This is a genomic window from Prevotellamassilia timonensis (genome assembly GCF_900106785.1).
In the GTDB taxonomy this organism is placed as follows: domain Bacteria; phylum Bacteroidota; class Bacteroidia; order Bacteroidales; family Bacteroidaceae; genus Alloprevotella; species Alloprevotella timonensis.
Genome location: NZ_LT629844.1, coordinates 66,946 through 88,551, shown reverse-complemented (window position 1 = coordinate 88,551; position 21,606 = coordinate 66,946). Strand labels below are relative to the sequence as shown.

The 21,606-nt window shown below is 52.4% G+C and carries 13 protein-coding genes; all 13 read right to left on the bottom strand.

From position 1 onward, the window contains the following. Positions 1-64 precede the first annotated feature (64 nt). A complete protein-coding gene (locus BQ5453_RS05910; RefSeq protein WP_083361135.1) occupies positions 65-2,890 on the bottom strand; it encodes a putative LPS assembly protein LptD in 2,826 nt (941 codons plus the stop codon). 68 nt (positions 2,891-2,958) lie between these two features. Beyond that, positions 2,959-3,522 carry an HD domain-containing protein gene (locus BQ5453_RS05905; RefSeq protein WP_071122496.1) on the bottom strand — a complete coding sequence of 188 codons (564 nt, stop codon included), beginning with the start codon at positions 3,520-3,522 and terminating at the stop codon, positions 2,959-2,961. A 299-nt stretch (positions 3,523-3,821) separates the two neighbouring features. Next, positions 3,822-8,489 (bottom strand): hypothetical protein, encoded by a 4,668-nt coding sequence (locus BQ5453_RS05900; RefSeq protein ID WP_143033309.1) that lies wholly within the window; start codon positions 8,487-8,489, stop codon positions 3,822-3,824. A 16-nt stretch (positions 8,490-8,505) separates the two neighbouring features. Beyond that, positions 8,506-9,831: a hypothetical protein gene (locus BQ5453_RS05895; RefSeq protein ID WP_235860041.1), complete on the bottom strand. Its 1,326-nt coding sequence runs from the start codon at positions 9,829-9,831 to the stop codon at positions 8,506-8,508. Beyond that, positions 9,800-10,918, bottom strand: coding sequence for a FimB/Mfa2 family fimbrial subunit (locus BQ5453_RS05890; RefSeq protein WP_071122493.1), 1,119 nt, complete (start codon positions 10,916-10,918; stop codon positions 9,800-9,802). The genes BQ5453_RS05895 and BQ5453_RS05890 overlap by 32 nt, the downstream gene beginning before the upstream one ends. Positions 10,919-11,091: 173 nt before the next feature. Then, entirely contained in the window at positions 11,092-12,417 is a 1,326-nt protein-coding gene (locus BQ5453_RS05885; protein ID WP_071122492.1) for a hypothetical protein, read from the bottom strand. A gap of 417 nt (positions 12,418-12,834) precedes the next feature. Continuing rightward, on the bottom strand, positions 12,835-13,710 hold the full coding sequence (locus BQ5453_RS05880; RefSeq protein WP_071122491.1) for a hypothetical protein: 876 nt from the start codon (positions 13,708-13,710) through the stop codon (positions 12,835-12,837). 104 nt (positions 13,711-13,814) lie between these two features. Then, positions 13,815-15,275: an OmpA family protein gene (locus BQ5453_RS05875; protein WP_143033307.1), complete on the bottom strand. Its 1,461-nt coding sequence runs from the start codon at positions 15,273-15,275 to the stop codon at positions 13,815-13,817. Between the two features lie 106 nt (positions 15,276-15,381). After that, positions 15,382-15,972 carry a DUF3575 domain-containing protein gene (locus BQ5453_RS05870; RefSeq protein ID WP_235860040.1) on the bottom strand — a complete coding sequence of 197 codons (591 nt, stop codon included), beginning with the start codon at positions 15,970-15,972 and terminating at the stop codon, positions 15,382-15,384. Positions 15,973-16,504: 532 nt separating this feature from the next. Next, entirely contained in the window at positions 16,505-17,047 is a 543-nt protein-coding gene (locus tag BQ5453_RS05860; RefSeq protein WP_143033306.1) for a hypothetical protein, read from the bottom strand. A 529-nt stretch (positions 17,048-17,576) separates the two neighbouring features. Next, positions 17,577-18,929, bottom strand: a complete 1,353-nt coding sequence (locus tag BQ5453_RS05855; RefSeq protein ID WP_071122486.1) for a nucleobase:cation symporter-2 family protein — start codon at positions 18,927-18,929, stop codon at positions 17,577-17,579. Continuing rightward, complete coding sequence (gene xpt, locus BQ5453_RS05850; protein WP_071122485.1) at positions 18,913-19,497, bottom strand: xanthine phosphoribosyltransferase; 585 nt, start codon at positions 19,495-19,497, stop codon at positions 18,913-18,915. Before xpt ends, BQ5453_RS05855 begins: the two co-directional genes overlap by 17 nt. Before the next feature lie 534 nt (positions 19,498-20,031). After that, positions 20,032-21,519 carry a sulfate adenylyltransferase subunit CysN gene (cysN, locus tag BQ5453_RS05845; RefSeq protein ID WP_071122484.1) on the bottom strand — a complete coding sequence of 496 codons (1,488 nt, stop codon included), beginning with the start codon at positions 21,517-21,519 and terminating at the stop codon, positions 20,032-20,034. Positions 21,520-21,606 lie beyond the last annotated feature (87 nt).

Sequence of the window (21,606 nt, the reverse complement as noted above, 5' to 3'; positions counted from 1 at the left end):
GTGTTATGCTTTAGAATGAATGTATGTACGTGCGGCATGGGCCACTCCCCCACTCCACCCTCGTTTAGTACCACTCCACGTTGGTTGAGTAAGAGCTGCGTTTCTCCCACTTCAAGGCATCGGCCAATTCGGAGGCACGTGCACGGAAGGTGAAGTTGAACGACGAATAAGGCTTGAGCACCACGTTGGCCGACATTTCAAAGCAATGCAAGTCGCGCGAGAGCGACATGGTTGTCATTGACAACTTGTGCATTTCAAAGTCGTAGCCAGACGAGAATGAAATGTTCCACCCCTCGGCTATGCGCAGGTAGCCCGAAGCATTGAGCGTCTGCGTAAACGAGAATGGGTAGCGCATTCGGCGCACATTGATTTGCCGGCTGCGGTCCTCGGCCATAGTGATGCCATACGACAGCGTGAGCGACCATGGCATGCTAAAGGTGAGATAGCCATCGGCATCAACCTTGGCCTTGTTTTTGGGTTTTCGTCCACCCTTGCGCGCAGTCTTCAAGTCGGGGTCGACATTAGCATCTTCCACATCGTCGGCATCAGCGTCTGCAGTGTTGTCCTTGGCCGAACTGTCGGCTTTGCGGCGTCCGTGCAGAAAATCCATCAACTTGTTCCACGTCTGGTTGTTGAGCGTGTACGACAGGTTCTGCGACATGCCTTGGAAACGTCCAAACCGGCCGTAGCTCCATTCCGTGCGGTCGGAGGTTACCACCTGGCCGTTTTCGTTGAACTTGTAAGCATAGGTGGCAAACACAGCCGCCATCGAGAAGGTTTTATTCTTGCCCAACTTCAGTCGCAGTCGTGTGCTGAGGTTGCTCCACGGCTGGCGGCTGGCCGCCATGTTGTACGACAGCGAGGCCGAAAGTTCGTCGATGAGCGATATTTTGCGGTAACCCGTAGAGTCGCGGTCGGAGCGCACCTTCATTTCGAGGTTGTTCGACACCGACATCGATATCAAGCCCTGCTTCGAGCCCGAGGGGTAGCCATATATGCCGTTTGAGTAGGGCGAATACGCCACCATGGTTGAATTGCCCGAGGCATCGGTGCGCTCATACTCCTTGCGGTAGCCATAGCGCGAGGCGGTAAAGTCGGGCGCATAGCTAAAGGTGACAGCGGGCTTGAACACGTGGCGAATGGCCACAATCTTTCCGCCAAAGAGTTTTTTCCACGGTTTGTAAAAACCATAGAGCGTGGTGTTGGCTGTTACGCCCACATTCCAGTCGTAGAGGTTGTAAAAGCCATAGGTGGTGTCGCACACCTCCTGCTGCAGCAGCGTGTTCCACGAGCGGTTGACGCGTGAGGCATACATGATGTCGCGAAACGAGAACGATGGCGATATGTTGATGTACTTGAACAGCTGGAAGGTGGCATCGATTGGCACACGATGCTGCATGCCATTGCGCCAGTCCTTTATCAGGTTCGACTTAAAGAGCAGGTTCTCCTTGGTGGTGATGGAGTTTGACATTTGTCCGGTGTACGACATCGAAATCTTTTCGTACCACCGCTCCTTTCCCGCCTGATGCTTGCGGCGGAAGGGGTAAAAGCGTGCCAACGATATGCTCACATCGGGCAGTGTGAGGGCTATGGTGGAGTCGCGCATGTTTTGTGTCAAGTTGGCCGAGGCCGATATGCTTAGCCCGATGTTGGTAAACGTGTGGCCAAAGCTTACCGAACTGGCGCGGGTGCTCTGCGTGTACGACAGGGGGTTGTACATGCTTTCAAGATTTTTGCGCTCATAGTTTTCGGAGGCAAAGTTCACACGTGCCGAAAAAGTGGTGTTGGGCATAGCCTTCGAGTCCTTGGTGTGTGTCCATTGCAGTTTGAGGCTCTTTGTCACAGCATAGTCGGGCATATTCTTTTCGCCCTCCACCGTGCGCAAGTAGCTAAAGTAGAAGTTGCCGCGAAAGCGGTAGCGCTTGTTGTAGTTGGTCTCGGCACTCAAGCCCCACGAGCCCTTGGTGTAGATTTCGCCCAGGGCCTTGAGGTCCATATAGTCGTTGATGGCCCAATAGTAGCCACCATCGCGCAGGTAAAATCCGCGGCTCGTTTCGTCGCCATACGATGGCATGACAAAGCCCGACGAATACTTTTTGTTGAACGGGAAGAAGCCGTAGGGTATGGCCAGCGGCAGTGGCACGTCCTCCACCACCAGGTGTGCCGGTCCGAACACCACGTCCTTGCCCGGCCGCACCTTGGCACGCGACAGTGCCAAATAAAAGTGCGGGTGCTTGGCATCGCAAGTGGTGTAACGCCCCTTTTCGAGGTAGAGTGTACCGTCGGCGGCACGTTTTGAGCGTTCACTCGTCATAAAGCCGTCGCCTTGTTTGGTGTTGACGTTGAGAATGTAGCCCTTTTGGGTTTTGAAATTGAACGACATGCGCTCGCTGTCATATTGGTCAGTGCCCTGTGTGTATTGCGGACGTCCGTCGAGCCCGCCCTCCACCGTTGAGTCGGCACGGGCCTCAGCATGCACCATGCTCGAGTCCATGTTCATCGATATTTTGGCTGCCGTCAGCTGCATGTTCTGATAGTTCACCTGTGCCTTGCCATAAAGGTAGGCCAGTCCGCTGGCAGCGTCGTATACCATGGAGTCGGCAGCCTGATATTCTACCGGCGAGTCAATGCCTGGTTTGGTCTTGACGGTGTCCACTTTCACCGAATCGCGGTGTGTGGTGTCCGTGGCGGCCGCCTCGTCCTTCGGCACACGCGGCTTTGCGTCTGCGGTGCGTGGTGTGGCGGCGGTTTGTTTGGTTGTTGTGGTGTCAGTCGTCACACTGTCGTGTACTGCTGGCACAGCCGGTTGCTGTGGCTGCAAACGCAAGTGGCTGGCCACAACGCATAGTGTGGTCAGCAATGACAGTATGAAGAGAGATAGTTTTCGCATGAATTGTGTTGGGAGGAGGGGGATATAATACGGGGTGAATGCCGGGTGCGCCTTACGGTACAGGTTGTTCACTGCCCGGCCGAGGGGAGCAATTCGGGCTCAAACAGCTTTACCCAGTTCCAGAAAATGTCGACGCCCTCGTGTCCAAATTTTTCGAGACTTTTAGCTGTATCTTCGGCAGAGCGTATGCGGTCGGGGTGGCTCTTTGAGTAGTACTTGTCGGCATAGCACACGAGTTGTTCCTCAAGTGTTTCGGGCCGGTAGTCGCCTTCGGGCAAAGGTAATTCGCGTGCCTTTATCACCTCAGGTGTGAGTCCGGTGCCGGTATGGCGTTCGCACACGCGCGCCACCTTGTCGAGTCCTTCCTTGCGCATCAGTTGTCCGCCAAGATAGCCGTGCATCAAATAGTGGTGCGTGCCATGACAGTGAATGGCAGGTGCGTCGGTCATGAATATGCCTATATCGTGCAGCATGGCCGCCTGTTCTACAAAGGCACGGTCGATGTGCAGTTCGGGGTGATTATCAACGATTTTAAGCGCCCTATCCGTCACCTGTTTGCTATGTTTTATGAGCAATTTGCGCAAAGGCTCATTGTCGGCATAATACTTATTTATAATATCTAAAGCACTCATCGTGAGTTTTTAGGTGCAAAGTTAGTGCAAGGTGAGTGAAATGCAAAATGAAAGTTCAAAGACTTTCATTTTCATTTCCGAACCGCAGCCTAACTTGACGAAGGAAAGTTAGTGCAAACCGAAAGTAAAGCGAAAGAAAAAGTGTACTTTTTCTTTCACTTTACTGAGGTGCAGCCTAACTTGGCGAAGCAAAGTTAGTGCAAGGTGAGTGAAATGCAAAATGAAAGTCCAAAAGACTTTCATTTTCATTTCCGAGGTGCAGCCTAACTTGGCGAAGCAAAGCAAGCAACACATCTCATTCAATCCACCCACACTTTGTATACGGTGCACTTGCCCTTTACGTCCGTTACGCGCAATACGTACAGCCCAGTTTCTACACCACGGCATTCCAACAACTGCGCGTGTGCAGCACGCGATGTGGCCACCAATCGTCCATCAGTTGCAAACACCTGCAACTCACATAGGTCCGACGCGTCCGAACGCACCTGCACGTCATGCCCCACCACCCTCAAAGAATGAGAATGGCAAACAGTTTCACATTTTACGGCTGTCTTTGCAGCCACCAAGGCATAACGTCCCAAATCCGTTCCACACGTGTTCAGCGTCAATGTCATACCCTGATAAAGCGCGCACACATCACCCGTCAAACGATCAAGCAAAGCATAGTTCGTCAAATCAGTATGCCCCTTTGCAGCAAAGCGCAAAGTCAGCGTGTCATGCTGTGCCGCATATATGCCAAGGTCCAAAGCCCTGCCATCAAACACCGTCACATCACAAGCTTCCCCATCGTGCGACTGAGCGAACAGAGCCAGCTGCGGCTTGGCCCCGGCATCAAACAAGGTGGCCGAGCCCTTCAAGCCCTTTGTTCCCGTCACAATCCACGCCGAAGCCTCAAGCCCCGTATGCTTGCTCGTCAGAGTCAAGCACAAAGCATCTGCGGCGGCCCCCTCCTCCGGCACCTCATCGGTCAGCATGTCACCGTTCAACACCAAGTCTACCGACTGTTGAGCCTCATCAGTCTCCACAAAGAAAGCCTCTCCCGGCCCAATGCGCATGGCATCACCCACCAATTGCCCATCAGCCAACACGGCGGTATTGTTAGTATTACCATCGTAAAGCTTCACACCTTTTATGACAGAAGCATTGCCCTTGAGCAAACGAGCCACATTGATATAACTCTGAAACGGATTACCCACCAAAAAGAATGTACCCGCTTTTTCGCCCGAAAGGTGCAATGTCAACGGCACGCTTCCCTTATACACATGGCGCTGCTGCGTATTTTCTCCACCACCCACATAGCCCTTATAAGTATAATTCTCCGGTGTGGTGTTTGCATCGTCTTCATACACAAAGCGCCCTGCCCGACTTCGGTCAAAGTCCGTTTCCTGCAATGCAAGCTGTGTGCGGTCATAGTTATTGTAATAATTATAGGCAGTATGCTCCTTCGGAAAGCGGAAACGGAACACCTGCGTTGCGGGCAGTGCATCGTTATCCACCCACAACGAAAAGCCTTCACCGCAACCATACAAATGCTTCAGATGGTTAAAGTGGTTGGTCCACTCCGTCTGCGTCACAGCCACAGTCGTCTGCTCGCCTGTTCCATCACCCAACAGTTTTCCAGGGGCCGTCTTGTTCCACAAGCGTTGGTATATGATAGGATTAAAGCGGTTTTGCTGTGCACTTGTCTCATCAAGCGTTGTAAAGTAATCACCAGTCTGCACGCCTTTCATGCTGGCCGGCACAAACGCATCACCCGTATAGGTGTCGTGCAACGTTGGTGCAAGCAAGTAATAGCGGTTGGGAGCAAGCGCCCACTCTACCCACGCCTTGGTATAGTTCAGACATTGTGGTGCGCCCACTGCCGCTTGCGGTTCAAAATGAATGTTGTTGCAGCAAAACAAGTCAGCACGCATCACCTCAGACTCGGCCACACTGAGCACAGGGTAACGCACCGCCTGCGAGGGAATGACCACATCTGTACAACAATAGGGTGAGCCATTCGTCCAGTTATTCCACTCATTCCAGTCGGCCGTAGCAGCATTCTTGCGCCAAGTCGTCTGATTAGGGTGTACCGTATATGGCACACTGGTCAGCAAATTGCCACTGCCATCATATACCAGCAAATTATAGCGTCCGGACACCGACATCACATAAGTTCGCGAAAAGTCTCCAGTGGTGTTCGTCGTAAATGCGTCATTTATCCCTTGCTCCTTCATCACCACACGGTAGTCCGTTTCCGAGGTACCTGTCCCACTTACAGTAATGCTGCCGCCCTTACATACATCAGTAATAGCAATGTCCTTTATTGTAGTTTTGCACGATTCCGTGTCCTTACAATCAGGAATGCCATCGTTGTCAATATCCCCACGCAGGAATATGCCGTAAAACTTTTGAACGTCTAATGCCGACACCACCCCGGCTATGGTCAGCCTTATCTCGTCATACATTTCCTTGGGCTGCATAAGCAACAAATTCTTCTCGCCATAACCTATCACATTGGCCCCGAGCACCTTCCAATCGGTAAACTTATCACCCGTAGGCTTACCCTTATAATAGGTTTCGACCGTGAGCCAAGCACCCACCGAAGCCCCAAGAGCATAGGTCTTTTGGTCCACCACAATGCCCAACTGGTGACGGAAGTCAAGTGTGTGGCCCATATTCACCGCTATTACCGAGCCACCCCCCACATCAACAGTGTTCACTATGGTCATGGCCGTGTTAAGATTGCCATCAACCAGGCAACTCAGGTTATCGTCAACCCCCGCCACCTTTACAGCCCCTGCCATTTGGCAAGCATTGGCATTGATGCTGGTGCCAGTTGTATCGCTCAACACCACTGCCCCGCAACTCAACGCATTGGCACAAGGCGAGTTGCTATCCTCCATAAAGGCATAGTAAAGTTTCAACTTTGACAGTCCAAGATCGAGCACACCCGATTTCCACAACACTATCTGGTCAAACTGTATGGGCTTGGCGTCCTTGTCAATAGGTTCGACACGTATGCTGAAACGCACCTTCTGCGTTTTTGTGCTGGTGCCCACACCCGCCCCAATGGCATTGCTCTCGCTAATGACATGCCGGTACACCTCCTTGTTATCCTTGTAGCAGCGTATTTGGAAGAACTCCAACACCTTAGCATCAATCACCTCATTGTCGCTCTCCACCACGAAGCCCACATTCACAGCCCCCTGTTGGTCGGCTGTGCCATCAAACATGAGTCCGTCTGTGCGCTGCACACCTGCAATAGCCAGATTATTGGCCACACCGAGGCCACCCACATAAGTGGCATAGTTGCCATAGTCCTTGTCGAGCAAGTTCTCTGCATGTTCAAGGTTAGATATCGACACCAACGAACCCGAGCCATCAGGTATCTGGTCGTTCATCAGGGTATAAGTGCCATACACAGCCTGGTCAAGGTTTACAAAGTCTGTGCCGCAATGCTCGGTCTTGTCCAGCCCCAAGTTGTCACCCACCACCAGTGTCACATCGTCGTGGCAGCCATCAGCTGCCGTGGCGCGGAAGGTGTATTCGCCTGGCACATTCATTCCCGTCACATAGCCCGAGGCTGTCACCTTGGCATTAGCCCCTTCGGGCTGCAGCAACAGCGTCCAGCTTACCGACAGGGCCGGATTGCTGTGCAGTTGGAATGATGTTTGCGAGTCGCACACATTGGTGTTGGTAGTGGTACGTATGTCACAATGGTGTGCCACATCGGGGGCCTCCTTCACAAAGCCATAATACACACGCGTGCCGCCCAAGTCCACTTTCAAACCGCCATAAAAGGCTATGCGCGCCCCCGAAAAGTCGCATTTGGCCAGTATTGATGCCGTGCCGTCACCCCCCGTGGCCACGCCCAAACCAAGTACGCCGGCCGAGAGGGTCTCGGTCTGCACATTCTTGCCTGCGCGGTTAAACAGTTCTATGTTAACGGCCGACCCGAGCGACAGGTCGAGCAACGCAACATTTTTATACTTAAAGCCCACCTCGCTGCCAGCCTTGAACACTTCCTGTCCGTTATCGTTCTCGCCTCCTGGGGCACATTCTATCTTTGCACCGCCCATGTAAGCCAATCCCACAAACGGGGTGAGCGACATATAGTTGTTCAGGTCATCGTCAACAAGTCTCTTCTTTTCCTCATCTGTTACCGGAAAAGGTATACCGAGCAGCACGGGGTTCTCTCCCGACACCGACTTGATGTAAGCCCCGGGGGCAGTCGTCCCCACCTTTTCGCCATAGGCTTTCACACCATTATCGGTGAGCAGTGTCTGTGTCACACGGCCCACAAAGGCATATTTAATTTTGAGTGCCATGCCCAAGTCAAGGTTCACACCGCCCGAGGGCTGCAAACACACCTCGTCAAATATTTCGCGCGCCTTGGCAGTAAGGCATATACATGCCTCGTCCGAACCGGGGATTTTGATAAGCGTCAAACTCACCCCACCAGCATTTTGGCCCTCCTGCACAGGAATGGTGCTCCCCAGCACGCCATCGCGATAGAACACCAGGCTCATAGCCTTTACCACATCAAGGGTAAGCACACTGGCCCCCGATGAGGCCACCACACAAAAACCAGCTTCAGTGCCCTCGCCATAATAGTTGTTCTTATCGCGCACACTCACTATGGGGTTGACCGTCACGCCCGCTTTAAGCACCGAGGGGAAAGTGGCATAGTCCGACAAGTCCTCGTTGGTTATATTGCCCAAGCTGTCGGTCCACTCGCCCACCCCTACGGCACTTACCAGTTTGTTCACCGTGCAACCACTGCCCACCAGTGCCCGGCGGTTTTCCAGATACTTCCAGTTCGACACTGTTGGCTGATTTTCATTGGCATCGCGGTCGTACCACACGGTGCGTCTGCTGTCAAGCAGTCCGTCGGCCGTAGGCGTATCGCTGGCACTTTGCGCCAGCACCGCGGTAGCAAACTGCAACAAGCAGCAAGTTAATAGCACACTTATGCGTTGTATCATAGTTCTTTATATGCTTTTAGTCTCCCAACTTTCTCTTTCCCGTAATAGTCGAGAGTTTTCCCTTAAATCTGTAAAGTTGATTGCGACGTAAATAATAGGTGTTATCGCTCACGTCGGGAGCGATAATGCCCGTTCCCTGTTCGGCAGACGACACATTGGCGGTTGTAATGCGATAGTCGAGCGGTTGTTGTAGTAGTAGGTTCTTCTTACAGAACACGCGCAGTGCCAAGCGGGTTGCCGTGGGCAACACCCAAGCCCCAAGAGTTATGGTGCTGCCTTCGGCTATCACATCGTTGCCCTCAGCCATAGCTATCACGGTATAGGAGTCCTTGTCAAGCTTTTGAGTTATCGGGTTGAAAGCCTGCGCAAAGGCATCGTAGCTATTGAGTTTGACCGCGGTGTTGGTATGGTTGGCCATCAAAGCCACCCAATGCACATCGCCCTTGCTCTGCTTGTCTATGCTGAGTGTCATTTCCACACGTGCCATGCCGCGGTACAACACACCCGTCAATGGTGAGTTCGAAATTATCTCGCCATTGCTCTGCTGCTCTCTGAAGTGCACCACACGGTTGCCCATAGCCGTATGACACTCGCCATAGAACAACTGCGGCGCATAACTCAGGTAACCACTCAGGCAATCATCATTCTTCCCTAGATCAGAACCATACAAAAACTCCTTCCAGCCAGTCACATTGGCCTTGACTATGTCGGCTTGCGCCTCAGCCAGAGTGGTACCGTTTTGCAAATTAAGCATAAACAAGTTTTGCTCACCCGTGGCAGCGGGTATCAAGTTATGCGATGGTGGGAGAGCAATGCTCGAACTGTAGGCCACTGCAATGACACGGTACTGATAGCCGCGCATCTTTTTGAGTTTGCCCGTAGCCGTCAAGCGGTGGTCCGAAACGGAGGCACGGCTACACGTCACCTTTTGGTCATTGGTAGGGTCATAAACGAACTCACTGTCGCTAATGGTTGCAGCCTCGTCAACGGCCTCGCTGCTTGCTTCGTCGTCACCTGTCACCTTGCGTCTGAAGGCAACGATACGCACCTGGTCGGTTTGCACTGCAGCGGCCTCGCCGTCCACCTTCGGATCGTAAGGGTCGGTAGCCGCCCCCGGTGGTGCCGAGCGGGTGGTGTTTGCGGGTAAAGCATAAGTGCCGCCAAAGGTGATACTTACAGGCACAACAACGCTTTCACTGTCCACCTCACCTACTGTCGGTTGAGGCGGCACCGTGGCGATGTCATCACTGCAGGCTGCAAGCACAGCTACCAATGCCCCGCATAACAGCCGGGCGCATCGATACTTCTTTTTACTGAATATCAAAGTCATGATCTTTCTCAAAATTCGGCTCTACCTGTATGGTTATGTCAGCGGTTGCCTCACCCAAGCTGAGCGGCTCATTTTGTTGCAAATTGAGTGTACCGATGGTATAGAAGCAATTTGCCCGGAGCGGAAAGTTGTAGCTGCGGGTCTTGCCATCGTCCACCACCACACGGTAGGTTTTATACAGCACACCGCCCTTGTAAAGTTTCAAATTAAGCGTGCCTGTACCTTGGTCGGCCGAGGCCTCTACCGGCAACACATAAGCGCCATCAAGCACTGTTCCGACACGTTTTTTCAACGTGGTGCCCGTCACGGCCACTCCCGCCAGCGTGCCTTCATTCACCGGCAGGTCAAGCAGTGTGGTGCTGCCATCGGCTGTGGCTGTGCCATGGTCCATGTAGGCACCATCTGCGGCATCGGGCTTTGCCACAAGGGGCACTTCGCTATGTTGGTCTTTATACAGCACCAACTTGATGTCGGTCACCCCCTCGGGTATGTCGTTAAGATAAGCCTGCACCCCGGCCACACGCCGGTACAGGTCAATGGTCACCAAGTTGTTGCCACGTTGGGGCACGCATTCAGCCGTGCCGGCAAAGAGTTCAGCATGGTTCATATCGTGCGCAGTCTTGCCAGTGGCCAAACGGGCCACGGCTTGTCCGAGCGTGGTGCCATTGGTTATGGCTGCTGGCAGATTGTAAGTAGGGCCTGCACCCTCAGCGGTGGCGCCGGGCTTATTGTCAAGGCCAACAGCCAGCAGGGTGTATGTAGTACTTCCGTCGTAAACGAAAATGTTAGGGTCTATTTTGTAAAATTGCGACGCCGTCTGGCCAGTTGATTGTTGCCAGTCTACATCGAGGCTTTTAATGCACTCGGCATCGCTGCCTGTGCCTTTGAATATGTACAGTTGCACATACTCCACATGCTGCACATTGTCTGAGCTTTGCAGCGTAGTGCGTTGCACACGAGCCGATGTTTGCAAACATACGCTCACATGGTCTTGCGTGGCACCCTCATCTGCCAACACGGTGTCGGCTGTGCACGAAGGCAGTAACCCACACAATAATGCCACCACGATTGAGGCACATATTTTGATAGAATAATTCATTGCGCATAATACATTGATGTATGGTAAAACGCCCAAGCGCATATTTATGGCATCTACGACAATGCTTTTACCATACAAAAATTATTCTAAAGCAAAAAGGTTCAAGAACCTGCACACACAGCACAACGCCCTTGAACCTTTTGTATGTAATTTTAGGGTTTAAGCCAATAAGACTATTCGTCAATGCTCATGTGATGCAGAGCTTCCCAGTTGTCGTTCACGCGGATTACAACGTTCTGTATCTTGCTCAAGTCTGTGGGTTGATCGGTACCAGGAACGGGAGTTTCGGGATCGGTGGTGCTGGTACTCTGCTTGTGAATACCTATTGAGTAGATGTGGTTGCGGAACAAGCTGAACACATCGGCAGTCTCGGCAAAGCCCATGGTTGTGCTTGGGTCCGACAAATTGGCTGATGCCGTCTCGCCCGTCTTACCTATCTGATCATTCGATGCGTCCAACTTCACTGGCCAAGCATAGAGCACATTGCCTGTTGCATCAAGCAATTGCAGTTCAAGGGTTGACTTGCCCTCCGTTGCACTGAATGGTACGATAAAATTACTGGCAAACACTGAGCCTTTCAAGTAGCTACCGCTGTAGTGCTTTGTCCAGTTGGTGTCTTTCTTGTCGTACACACCATCATTGTTCTCGTCGCCACCGGGGAACCAGTCGGTTATTTTGGCACTGAACAATACATTTGCTTCATCGCCATTAAGGAATTTGGCTGTTTTGCCGGCAGGCACCGAACCATTAACCATATACATCACCTTGGCATCAGTTGTCGTAAATGAGCTGTTGAATGAGCCGAATGTGAGCACCGTGTTCTTGCTGCGCGATACCATGCGTATGCTGGCCACATCGGTATCACCTATCTTGGCAGGAATTGAAGTAAAGTAGCCATAAGCACCGGCCACCTGGCGGTGCAGGGTCACATCTACGCTCTGTATTGGCTTGCTGGCATCAGTTCCCTCAATCTTCTTATCGGCTGTCACGTTAAACTTTTTCTCGCCGGCAAACACCTCCTTGGCTTCGGCACCTGTCGGTGTGGTGGCAGTTATATTCTTGTCTAAAACATCGCCCTTGGCTGGCAAAGACAAATTGTAGTTGCCTTCATTGTAGCCTACTGCCGTCACAACATATTTGCCTTCGCCCAACTTGTCGGCCTTGGGTATGGTAAAGGTGAGTTTCTTGCCATGGCCATTGGTATCATAGTCAGTGGCTGCTGTGCCGTTCCAGTTGTCGAGTGTGTAGGTGTATACCACCTTGTTATCGTCCTGCGAACGTACTACGAGTGTTACCTTCTCAATGCTTTGGCCAGCAGCTTCGCTCTCGAGCGTGCGGTCGGCTGCGGCACGTGTGGCACGGTCGCCACTGCTTGCCAATGTAATGGTAAATTGCTGTTCAGCTCCATTGTTGTCTGCCACGACGCCTTCGTCGTTGCTGCAAGCTGCAAGCGACATGAGGCCTGCAAGCATTGCACCTGAAATGAAATACTTCTTCATTGTTTTAATGTTTTAGTTAAGCTGGTGTTTTTGAGCACCAGTTTATGTGTTATCCTTATGCTTTGGCGGAATTAGCAAACAATCTGACAAGTTTACGTGGTGACAGGATCGTTTGCCGAGCTTTATAAGCTTCTGGTCATTCTACGCTTAAGTAGGTGTTCAAAATTAGTTGATATGAATTGGTGCAGTATTTCGTTCAGAAACATAGGTTGAAGAGGGAGCGTAGCGGGCTACGTGACCGATGAAACCTATGTTTATGGACGAAAGAATGCGCCAAGGCATATCGACTAATTCTGAACATGATTATATAAACTAATTTTGAATACCTACTTAACGTAATTAAAGTGTATGTGGCATGCCATGCTTGCTTGCCAACTTGTCGGCCCGGCATTTCCGCCTGCGTGTTATTCTATCGAGTTATTCTATGTCCAAAGTGTGTGCTGCCTCCCATTCGTCGTTGATGCGCACATATATGTCGTACCCTTTCTTTTCGGTGTCATACACATAGCGCAGACCTGTTATGGTGTTGCGGTAAAGGGTGGTCACCACATCAGTGGGGGCGAGTTGCGGCACGAGGCGGCCATTCTCGTCGTATATGCCAATGCCCACACGGGTGGCATTGCGTGCCACCGAAGGAGGCAAAATGGTGTGTGTGTCAACCTCAGTGCCGGCAAACCGCAAACTGTTGCGCATCACACACTCTCCGTTGTAGCCAAACTTGTCGTCCACCCCGGCAAACAGCCCCGTTACTGTTATTGACAAGGCAGCAGCATGATACTGCGGCGGCAGGTTCTCTACCTCAATGTGAAGTTTGCTCTTGACGCGTTTCAGCAGCAAGGTGTGGTCATAATGCCAAGCATCGTACTGCACGGTGTCGCACACGAGGTAGGGGTCGCCAGCCTCATCGAGCGGCAAAATCGCGGGCAATTCAGTCTCATTTTCAAGTCCGCCCCACACAGTCACGGCATATTTGCCAAAAGGCAAGTCGGCCGGCAGGTTGATAGTGGCTTGGCATGCGGTGTCTGAAGCTGGCAAAACGTGCTGCTCGGCCACCACACGCCCCGTTTGCACATCAACTATGTGCCATGCCACCGATTTGACATAGGTGGACAAGGGGGCTTGTTCGGGCTTTATCGGTTCGTCGGCAAAGCTGCCCGCATTGCTGTAATTGTAGTCGGCCACACCCACATGCAAGGACAAGGGCGGACAAGGTGGCAATTCGTCACGAATGCAGCTAACCAACAGCACCGGCAGCCACATGAGTACGAACATTTGTTTGATTACTTTTGTCATTGTATAGACTGTATTTACCCGTTGTCGGGAGTCTTGCTTGTCCCGTTTAGCTTGTCTGTTTTTTAACTAATTCGGTCTACACACCGTTTTTTAGGCACAACTACTTATTCCATGCTGTCGATAGCCTGGCGGGCTTGTCTCAGGCATGAGTCTTCACCAGTGCCAAGCACCTGACGGGCTTCGGCATAACGGCCTTGTGCTGCCATGGCATAGGCCAGGGTGCAACGCAACGTGTCGGTACGGCGGTCGGGGGCAATGGCCGAGGCTGTCTGTACGGCCTCGGCAGCATGGCCGGCACGCAGCAGGAGCACAGCCAAGTTGTTGGCAGCCACTACCGACTGGGGGTAATGGCGCAAGGTTGTGCGGTACACCTCCATGCGCGCCGTGTCGGTGGACTGGAGGTCGGCCACGTGCAGCAACTCGTCTTCGTTAAAAGCATCGGGACGCGTAGCGTAGAGGCGTAGCATTTCGGCGTCGGTCGTAAAATTGCGCAAAGTGTAAACATAGGTGTAGGTTACACGGCGGTCCTTTGCCAAATAGTGGTCGCGTATGTCGGGCCAGCAGGCCAAGCGGCGTATGTACCGCTCCTGCACATCGTCATTGCCACCCGGATGTTGCTTTAATATGTTGCTGACGAGCACTGAGTCCTTACAACCTGCAGCGGTCATGGCTGCCAACACGGGTTGCCAGCCTTCGGGGCGGGCACTCACCTTAATTTGCGCGGCATAACGCGGCGGCAAATGCAACTGCTCAAGCAACCAACGGCGGGCCGAGGCGGCACGATTGGTGGCTAACATCAAATTGTGACGGTAGCTGCCCTCGGCCGAAGCCGCACCGCTTATGGTCAGGCTGGTGAGTGTGGCAAGTGAGTCGGTGAGCACCGGGCGCAGACGCTTTGTCATGGAATCGAGTTCGACGCGGTTGCGCCCCATGTCGGCACGTATGTCCCACTTGTCTACTACAAAGAGCAAGCGCGCCTCGCCCTGGCCCGTCACCACCTTGGGACGTACCACAAAGGTGTGTGGTGCAAACTGTGCCAGTTGCTGCGGCAAGTCGGCCACTGCATTGACTGCACGCCCCATAACCAATGTGTCGATGGCTGTGCAACGGCCACAACCATCGGTGGTGAGCATTGCACGCAAGCGGACCTGACGCAGGGGAAGGGGCATGTGCAATGTGTCGGCATAGGGCAGAAGGGCCACATGCTGCTTGTCATAATGCAAGGCCATGGGGCTGTAAGGGTCAGCGTAACCCTCGAGCACCTGCCGGCGATGCAACTTGCGACTGAACTGGCAGCGGTCGGCTACCAAGGGGGTGAGTTCGGCCACCACACTGTCGGCACCAATCACCATCTGCGGCACGACTATCAAACGCTGGCGGCGCGTCAGTGCCTTACGCGGCACAACAAAGGTGGTGTGCACCACGGCGCGACCGGCTGCATTGGTGTGCCACAGCGGCAACATGTCTGCTTCAAGATGCACACGATTTTGCTCGAAATTATGGTGTGCGCACCCTGCCGTCAGCGATAAAGCCAACAGTAACGACAATGTATGTAAAATACGCATGATTAAAAAAAACGATATTTTGCTGCTGCCTGCCACAGCGTACGAATGGACAGGTAACACCCATGTGTTGAACTACTTGCACGAGGCTGACAAGAGCCTTCTGTGCTTAAAACACGTAAGCCACACTCAAGTTGGCCACGGTTGGCCCCCAATAGTTGTGGCGACGCGATATACTGCACTTTTCGCAGTAGATGCGTTCACCCTCCTTGTACCACAGACGGGCATAGCCTATGCCTATCTCGGCCTCAACATTCCAGTGTGGAGAAAGTAGCCAAGCATAGCCATAACTGATGCCACCTCCGGCCAAGTAGCCGTCGTAGAGTTTTTGTTTGAAACCGCCGTAATACTGAGCTGCGTGGGCGTGCACACCCACAAAATGGCCCTCGAAACGCTGGCAGAACCAGTAGCGCAAGGCGGGCTGCACAGCCCATAGGTGCATTTTGCGCCCACGGCTGAAGTTCCACGGATTGTAGGCTGCCGCAACGTTTAACGTGGTTCGTGGCGAAAGCCCTAACTCTACACCGACATTGGGAGTGGTTGCGCCCCAACAGAGTGCGTTTGTCTTGAGTCCTGCCCTCTGCGCTCGGCATGGCAGGATTTGAAGTAAAATGAACAGGCTTAATAGAGCTAACAAGCGCTTATTGGCAATAATGAGCATGAACAATCCCTTCAAGGAATATGCTGTTTCATTTGTCATCAATGAAGATCATTTCGTAGCGAACGACAATGCAAGCAAATGCAATGGCGGTCAAAACACGTTGACCATTTTGTAAGAAATGCTTTCGCTGCCGCTATAAAGAAAAAAAACTGAACCTAAAAATTCGTCCGCTTAACAAACCAATAAGTTGTGCCTTAAATCAATACGCCGCAAAGGTACAATAATAAACGAAAAACACCCCCCCCGCCAACTTAATTTTTGCTAAAATACACTGAAATGCTATGAATTTCGTCTTTTGTACTGCACAAACAAGGGTTTCGTAGGTGTTCAATATTATTTTACACTAAAAGTGCATCAGCCCATCAATCAGCAAAAGCAAGCCTTGGTGCCGCACAGGAAGAATACTAAGCTTGCTTGTAAAATGGTCTATGCACAAGAAAAGCCACTTTTTTGTGCATATAAAAACAACTATGCACAAGAAAACACGATTTCTTGTGCATAGTTTGGAGGTATGCTTGTGATAAGCCTATTTTTTGTGCATTTCAGCACATTCGCGGCCGCAACGAGCAAACTAATTCATCACCACCAGCATGCCGCTACCCTGCGAACTGTAAAGCGCCGTGCGGTAGCGCAGCAAACGGTTGCCATCGCTGCTCAAACCGCTGTTAGAGAGGTCGAAGGTGTGCTTGCACTTTGTACAGGTGAGCTGTTCGGGCGCACTCAAGGTGAGTTTGCGCGTGATAAGGTGCTGACTGTAACACACGGGACAAGCCAGGTCGTAGGCTATTACGGGGTACTGCATGTTCATGTCGGGCAGCGACGACTTGCCCACCACAAAACCCGCCACGCACTGTGGCTGACCATAGTTCTTGATTTCAGACGTGTAAGGATATGAACCCGACTGCGTGAATGTTTTGAAAATGAAACCACTCGTGCCCAACTCTATGCAACACCATTGGCCACTGTTGTTCAACGCAGTGAACAGGGGCGCCACGTCGTTGGCATACGGAAACTTTAAGAAGGCGCGCTCATGGGCATAAGCATCGTCGGCCTCGTTGCTGCACGACGTGCAAACAAGCAGCACCGACAGAAGGGACATCAATATTTTACGCATGGCTTTAATTATAAATATGTACGTATGGAACTTGAACGGCAACACGCGTGTGCACAACACGTACTACACTGCATGAATGGCCACTACAATTTATTATTGTGCTATTTGTCTGCGCTCTGCACCATTGCGCGTAGCGCATTGATAATCAGCATAGCAAAGCGTGCAGACAACCTCCGTTTTATATACACCACCATCTACACTAAAGTGAACAGCGGTGCGTTTACGGCGGCAACGGGAGGGCGGGAAAACAGCAACGGGAGGACGAAAAAACAGTCGGAACGACGTATTTTTCTACCTCCCGTTACAGCAATTCTGCCATACTTGCACGCAAACGGCACAATCACGTGCACTTGTTGCGAGCCGTGCCTGCACATGACTTGCAGTGCAGGCAAATTGCAGATGTACCTACACACCGCAAGTGTATGATTACAAGTGACTTAGAGCCAATTAGTGCAGTGTGCAGACAGTTTTCAAATTAATACTTTTAGGCAGTATGGATACACGCATCTACACATCAGCGAGCACGGTGTCACTCCTTAATTCGTATCACCAAATTAGAGATGATAGCCGCCAGACCGCCCGTGGTAATGCCCGATGAGAAAATGCTCTGCACCGTGCTGGGCAACTGGCTGAGAATGTCGGGTACAAGCTCAACACTCAAACCCAGCGAAAAGCTGATGGCCATGACCAAGGTGGCTTTGCGGTTGATTGTTTGCGAGGCAATGATGCGTATGCCGGCCGCAGCCACTGTGCCAAACATAAGCAGGGTGGCGCCACCCAACACGGGCGAAGGCATGAGCGAGAACACGATGCCCACTGCGGGGAACACACCCAGCAGCACCAACATGCCGGCTATGAAGTAGCCTACATAACGACTGGCCACACCCGTGAGCTGTATCATGCCATTGTTCTGGGCAAAGATGCTGTTGGGGAATGAGCAGAAGGCCAAGCCGGCCAACATAGAGTTGAAGCCATCGGCCAAGATGCCGCCTTGGGCACGACGCATGAAGGTTTCACCCTCGACTGGCTCGCCCGATATGAGCGAATTGGCTGTAATGTCGCCATAAGCCTCGATGGAGGTGATGAGATATACCAAGCCCAAACCTATGATGGACGAGATGTCGAACCTCAAACCATACTTGAAGGGGTTGGGGTAGTTGAAGCCGCCATAGCTCTGCACCGAACCAAAGTCGACCATGCCAAGACTCCACGACACGGCATAACCCACAACGAGACCGATGACGATGGAACCCATGCGCAAGTAGCGATTGCTGCTGCGATTGAAAAAGACAATGAGCACAAGCACAAGGGCTGCAATGCCTACATTTTCAACTGAACCAAAGGTACCGGCAGTCTTGGCAGCCTCGCCACCGCCACAGGCGCTGATGCCCACCTTGATGAGCGACATGCCTATGAGTGTGACCACTATGCCGCTGACCAAGGGGGTGATGACGCGGCGGGCATACTTGAGTATGCGGCTCACAAACATCTCGACCACCGAACCGGCCACTGTGGCACCAAACACGGCGGGAAGTCCGCCAGCCAAGCCTGCGGCTATGATGGGACTGATGAATGAGAAGCTGGTGCCTTGTATGCAAAGCAGACCGCAACCTACGGGGCCTATGCGGCGGCACTGGATGAAGGTGGCCACACCCGACACCATGAGCGACATGGACACAAGGAAACTGGTGGTGTCGGTGTCGAGTTTGAGCGCGCTGGCTATGATGAGCGGCGGGGTGACAATGGCCACGAATATGGCCAACAGGTGTTGGGCGGCGGCAAAGAGTGTCTCGCGCAAGGGCGGACGGTCATTGAGTCCGTATATCAAACCGCTCTTGGCCACTTCGGTCTGCTGAGTTGTTGTGTTATCTGTCGTAGCCATCGTCCTTAATTTTAATTTCGCAGTTGTCAAGACTTTCGATGATGGCGAGCGACTCTACATGAATGCCCATTTGGCGCAATTCGTCGCCGCCGTGCTGGAAGGCTTTTTCTATCAAGAAGCCCATGCCCACGAGTTCGGCACCGGCTTGTTCTACCAATTCGAGTATGCCCTTGGCGGCATTGCCATTGGCCAGGAAGTCGTCGATGAAGAGTACCTTGTCACCCTTGCACAGGTAGTCGCTGCTCACGCACACATCGTAAGAGCGCTGCTTGGTAAACGAGAATACCTTGGTAGCAAGCATGTGCTCCATGGTGCTGGGAGTCTTTTTCTTGGCAAACACTACGGGCAGCTCGAGCAGATAGCCTACCATGATGGCGGGGGCTATACCGCTGGCCTCAACGGTGATAATTTTGTTGATGTCGGTGCTGGCAAAACGGCGTACAAACTCTACAGCCATTGATTTCATCAAGATGGGGTCCATCTGATGGTTGATAAAGTTATCGACTTTCAAAATGCCTCCTTCAAAGCATTTGCCGTCGCGCAGAATACGTTCTTTAAGGGCTTTCATGACTTACTTATTATATATAATGTGCTAATATGCTAATATGACCCGCTCGCCATGCTCGCTAATGTGCTAATGTTATGCACTACTAACGCGGTGGCGGAAATTGTAAACGAGTTGGCAGGTTTACGGGGTAACAGGTTACTTGGGCTAGGACCTTTTAAGTTGCTTATTAAAGTTTCGGATTTAACAAGTGCGGGCTGAAAGCCCAATGGAGTACATAGCCCAGGGCAAGCGAAGCGGCACCCTGGGTATCGCGTGTTGAAGCAGTCGCGCCCTGTAAGGGCAAAAGTAAAATAGCTCTGTTACTTCTGCCCTTACAGGGCGTAACTTTTGCATTCATATCAACCCAGGGTGCCGCTTCGCTTGCCCTGGGCTATGAAGAACATTGGGCTTTCAGCCCGCACTTGCTAAATCCAAAACTCAAGTTGTCAACTCGTTAACCTGTCCCCCCCAATACAATAACAATATATGCTAATGCGCCGACATGCAGATGACATGGCCATCTGCAATGTTGGCACATTAGCATATCAGCATGTATTATTTCTTAACCTTCACCTCAATACCTTGACGGCTGAGTTCCTTCACAGCCTTGTCGATGGCCTCGTAGTGCTCGGGGGCAATGCCGAGTTTGGGCAAGTCGAGCGTGGGAAGGGCATCGTCGGAGTGCAGGTCGTTCTCGGCCACGGGACCGAGTATCATGCCCACACACGAGGTGTTGTTGGTGATGGGATCTATCAATATGAAGGCGCCAGTGGGCTTGTTGTCCTTGTAGGCGTCGAAGAAGAGTTCCTTGGCACTGACAATCACAGCACGACCTATCTCGTTAAGTTCGAGGTGGTCCACCTCACTTTTTTCGAGGGTGTTGACGTCCACCTTGTAGTTGAAGTGGTCGATGCGGCAGCGCGTGGTGTTGGTAGTCTGCTTGAGATAGAACGACTTGCGCACGTCCATGGGCTGCTCGTCCATCCACACCAGCATGGCCTCGAAATGGCGGCCTACGTTGGGCACATTGTCGGGGTGTACAATCATCTCGCCACGCGAAATGTCTATTTCGTCCTCAAGCTGCAGGGTGACGCTCTGAGGCGGGAAGACATAGTCGAGGTCGCCATCGTAGGTGACGATGCGCTTTACACGGCTGCGCTTGCCCGACGGCAGGGCCATTACCTCGTCGCCCTTGCGCACTACGCCGCTGGCTATCTTGCCGCAGAAACCGCGGAAGTCCAGGTCGGGACGCACAACATACTGCACAGGATAGCGGAAGTCCTTGAGGTTGTGGTCGTTGCCAATGTGCACCGTTTCGAGGAACTCGAGCAGGGCGGGGCCATCATACCACGGGGTACGCTGGCTGCGCGTTACCACATTGTCGCCCTCAAGAGCCGAAAGGGGGATACAGCGCACATCGGGTATGCCGAAGGGCTTGATAAAGGCCTCGAAGTCGGCCACAATTTTGCGGAACACCTGCTCGTCGAAGTTGACAAGGTCCATCTTGTTGACAGCCAGCACCAAATGTTTGATGCCCAACAACGAGCACAGGAAGGTGTGGCGGCGTGTTTGCGTAATCACACCTGTGCGTGCATCAACCAGAATGATGGCCAGGTTGGCTGTTGAACCACCAGTTATCATGTTGCGGGTGTACTGCTCGTGTCCCGGGGTGTCGGCTATGATGAACTTGCGCTTGTTGGTTGAGAAGTAGCGATAGGCCACATCGATGGTGATGCCTTGCTCGCGCTCGGCCTTCAAACCGTCGCACAACAGGGCATAGTCTATCTGGCCCGCACCGGCGTTGCCCACGCGCTTTGAGTCGCGCTCGAGAGCCGAGAGCTGGTCTTCGTAGAGTTTTTTGGAGTCGAAGAGCAAGCGGCCTATGAGGGTTGACTTGCCGTCGTCCACCGAACCGGCGGTGAGCAGGCGCAAGAGGTCTTTCTTTTCGTCCTGGTCAAGATATTCCTCAATGGAGAGTTTGCGGCCATCAACCACCAAGCTCTCCTCATTCGGATTATTTTGGTTTGTTTTGTTGTCAGTCATAACAAATTGAGGTGTTACTGTGTAAGCAGGTGCTTCATATTATTTTGAACGCCCGCTTAGAGGTGCAAAGTTACTATTTATTGCCGA

Coding starts and splice junctions, on each gene's coding strand:
- BQ5453_RS05885 (WP_071122492.1), bottom strand. CDS start 12,417: ATGAAGAAGTATTTCATTTCAGGTGCAATGCTTGCAGGCCTCATGTCG.
- BQ5453_RS05875 (WP_143033307.1), bottom strand. CDS start 15,275: ATGCGTATTTTACATACATTGTCGTTACTGTTGGCTTTATCGCTGACG.
- BQ5453_RS05890 (WP_071122493.1), bottom strand. CDS start 10,918: ATGAATTATTCTATCAAAATATGTGCCTCAATCGTGGTGGCATTATTG.
- BQ5453_RS05855 (WP_071122486.1), bottom strand. CDS start 18,929: ATGGCTACGACAGATAACACAACAACTCAGCAGACCGAAGTGGCCAAG.
- BQ5453_RS05860 (WP_143033306.1), bottom strand. CDS start 17,047: ATGCGTAAAATATTGATGTCCCTTCTGTCGGTGCTGCTTGTTTGCACG.
- BQ5453_RS05900 (WP_143033309.1), bottom strand. CDS start 8,489: ATGATACAACGCATAAGTGTGCTATTAACTTGCTGCTTGTTGCAGTTT.
- BQ5453_RS05910 (WP_083361135.1), bottom strand. CDS start 2,890: ATGCGAAAACTATCTCTCTTCATACTGTCATTGCTGACCACACTATGC.
- cysN (WP_071122484.1), bottom strand. CDS start 21,519: ATGACTGACAACAAAACAAACCAAAATAATCCGAATGAGGAGAGCTTG.
- BQ5453_RS05870 (WP_235860040.1), bottom strand. CDS start 15,972: ATGACAAATGAAACAGCATATTCCTTGAAGGGATTGTTCATGCTCATT.
- BQ5453_RS05905 (WP_071122496.1), bottom strand. CDS start 3,522: ATGAGTGCTTTAGATATTATAAATAAGTATTATGCCGACAATGAGCCT.
- BQ5453_RS05880 (WP_071122491.1), bottom strand. CDS start 13,710: ATGACAAAAGTAATCAAACAAATGTTCGTACTCATGTGGCTGCCGGTG.
- xpt (WP_071122485.1), bottom strand. CDS start 19,497: ATGAAAGCCCTTAAAGAACGTATTCTGCGCGACGGCAAATGCTTTGAA.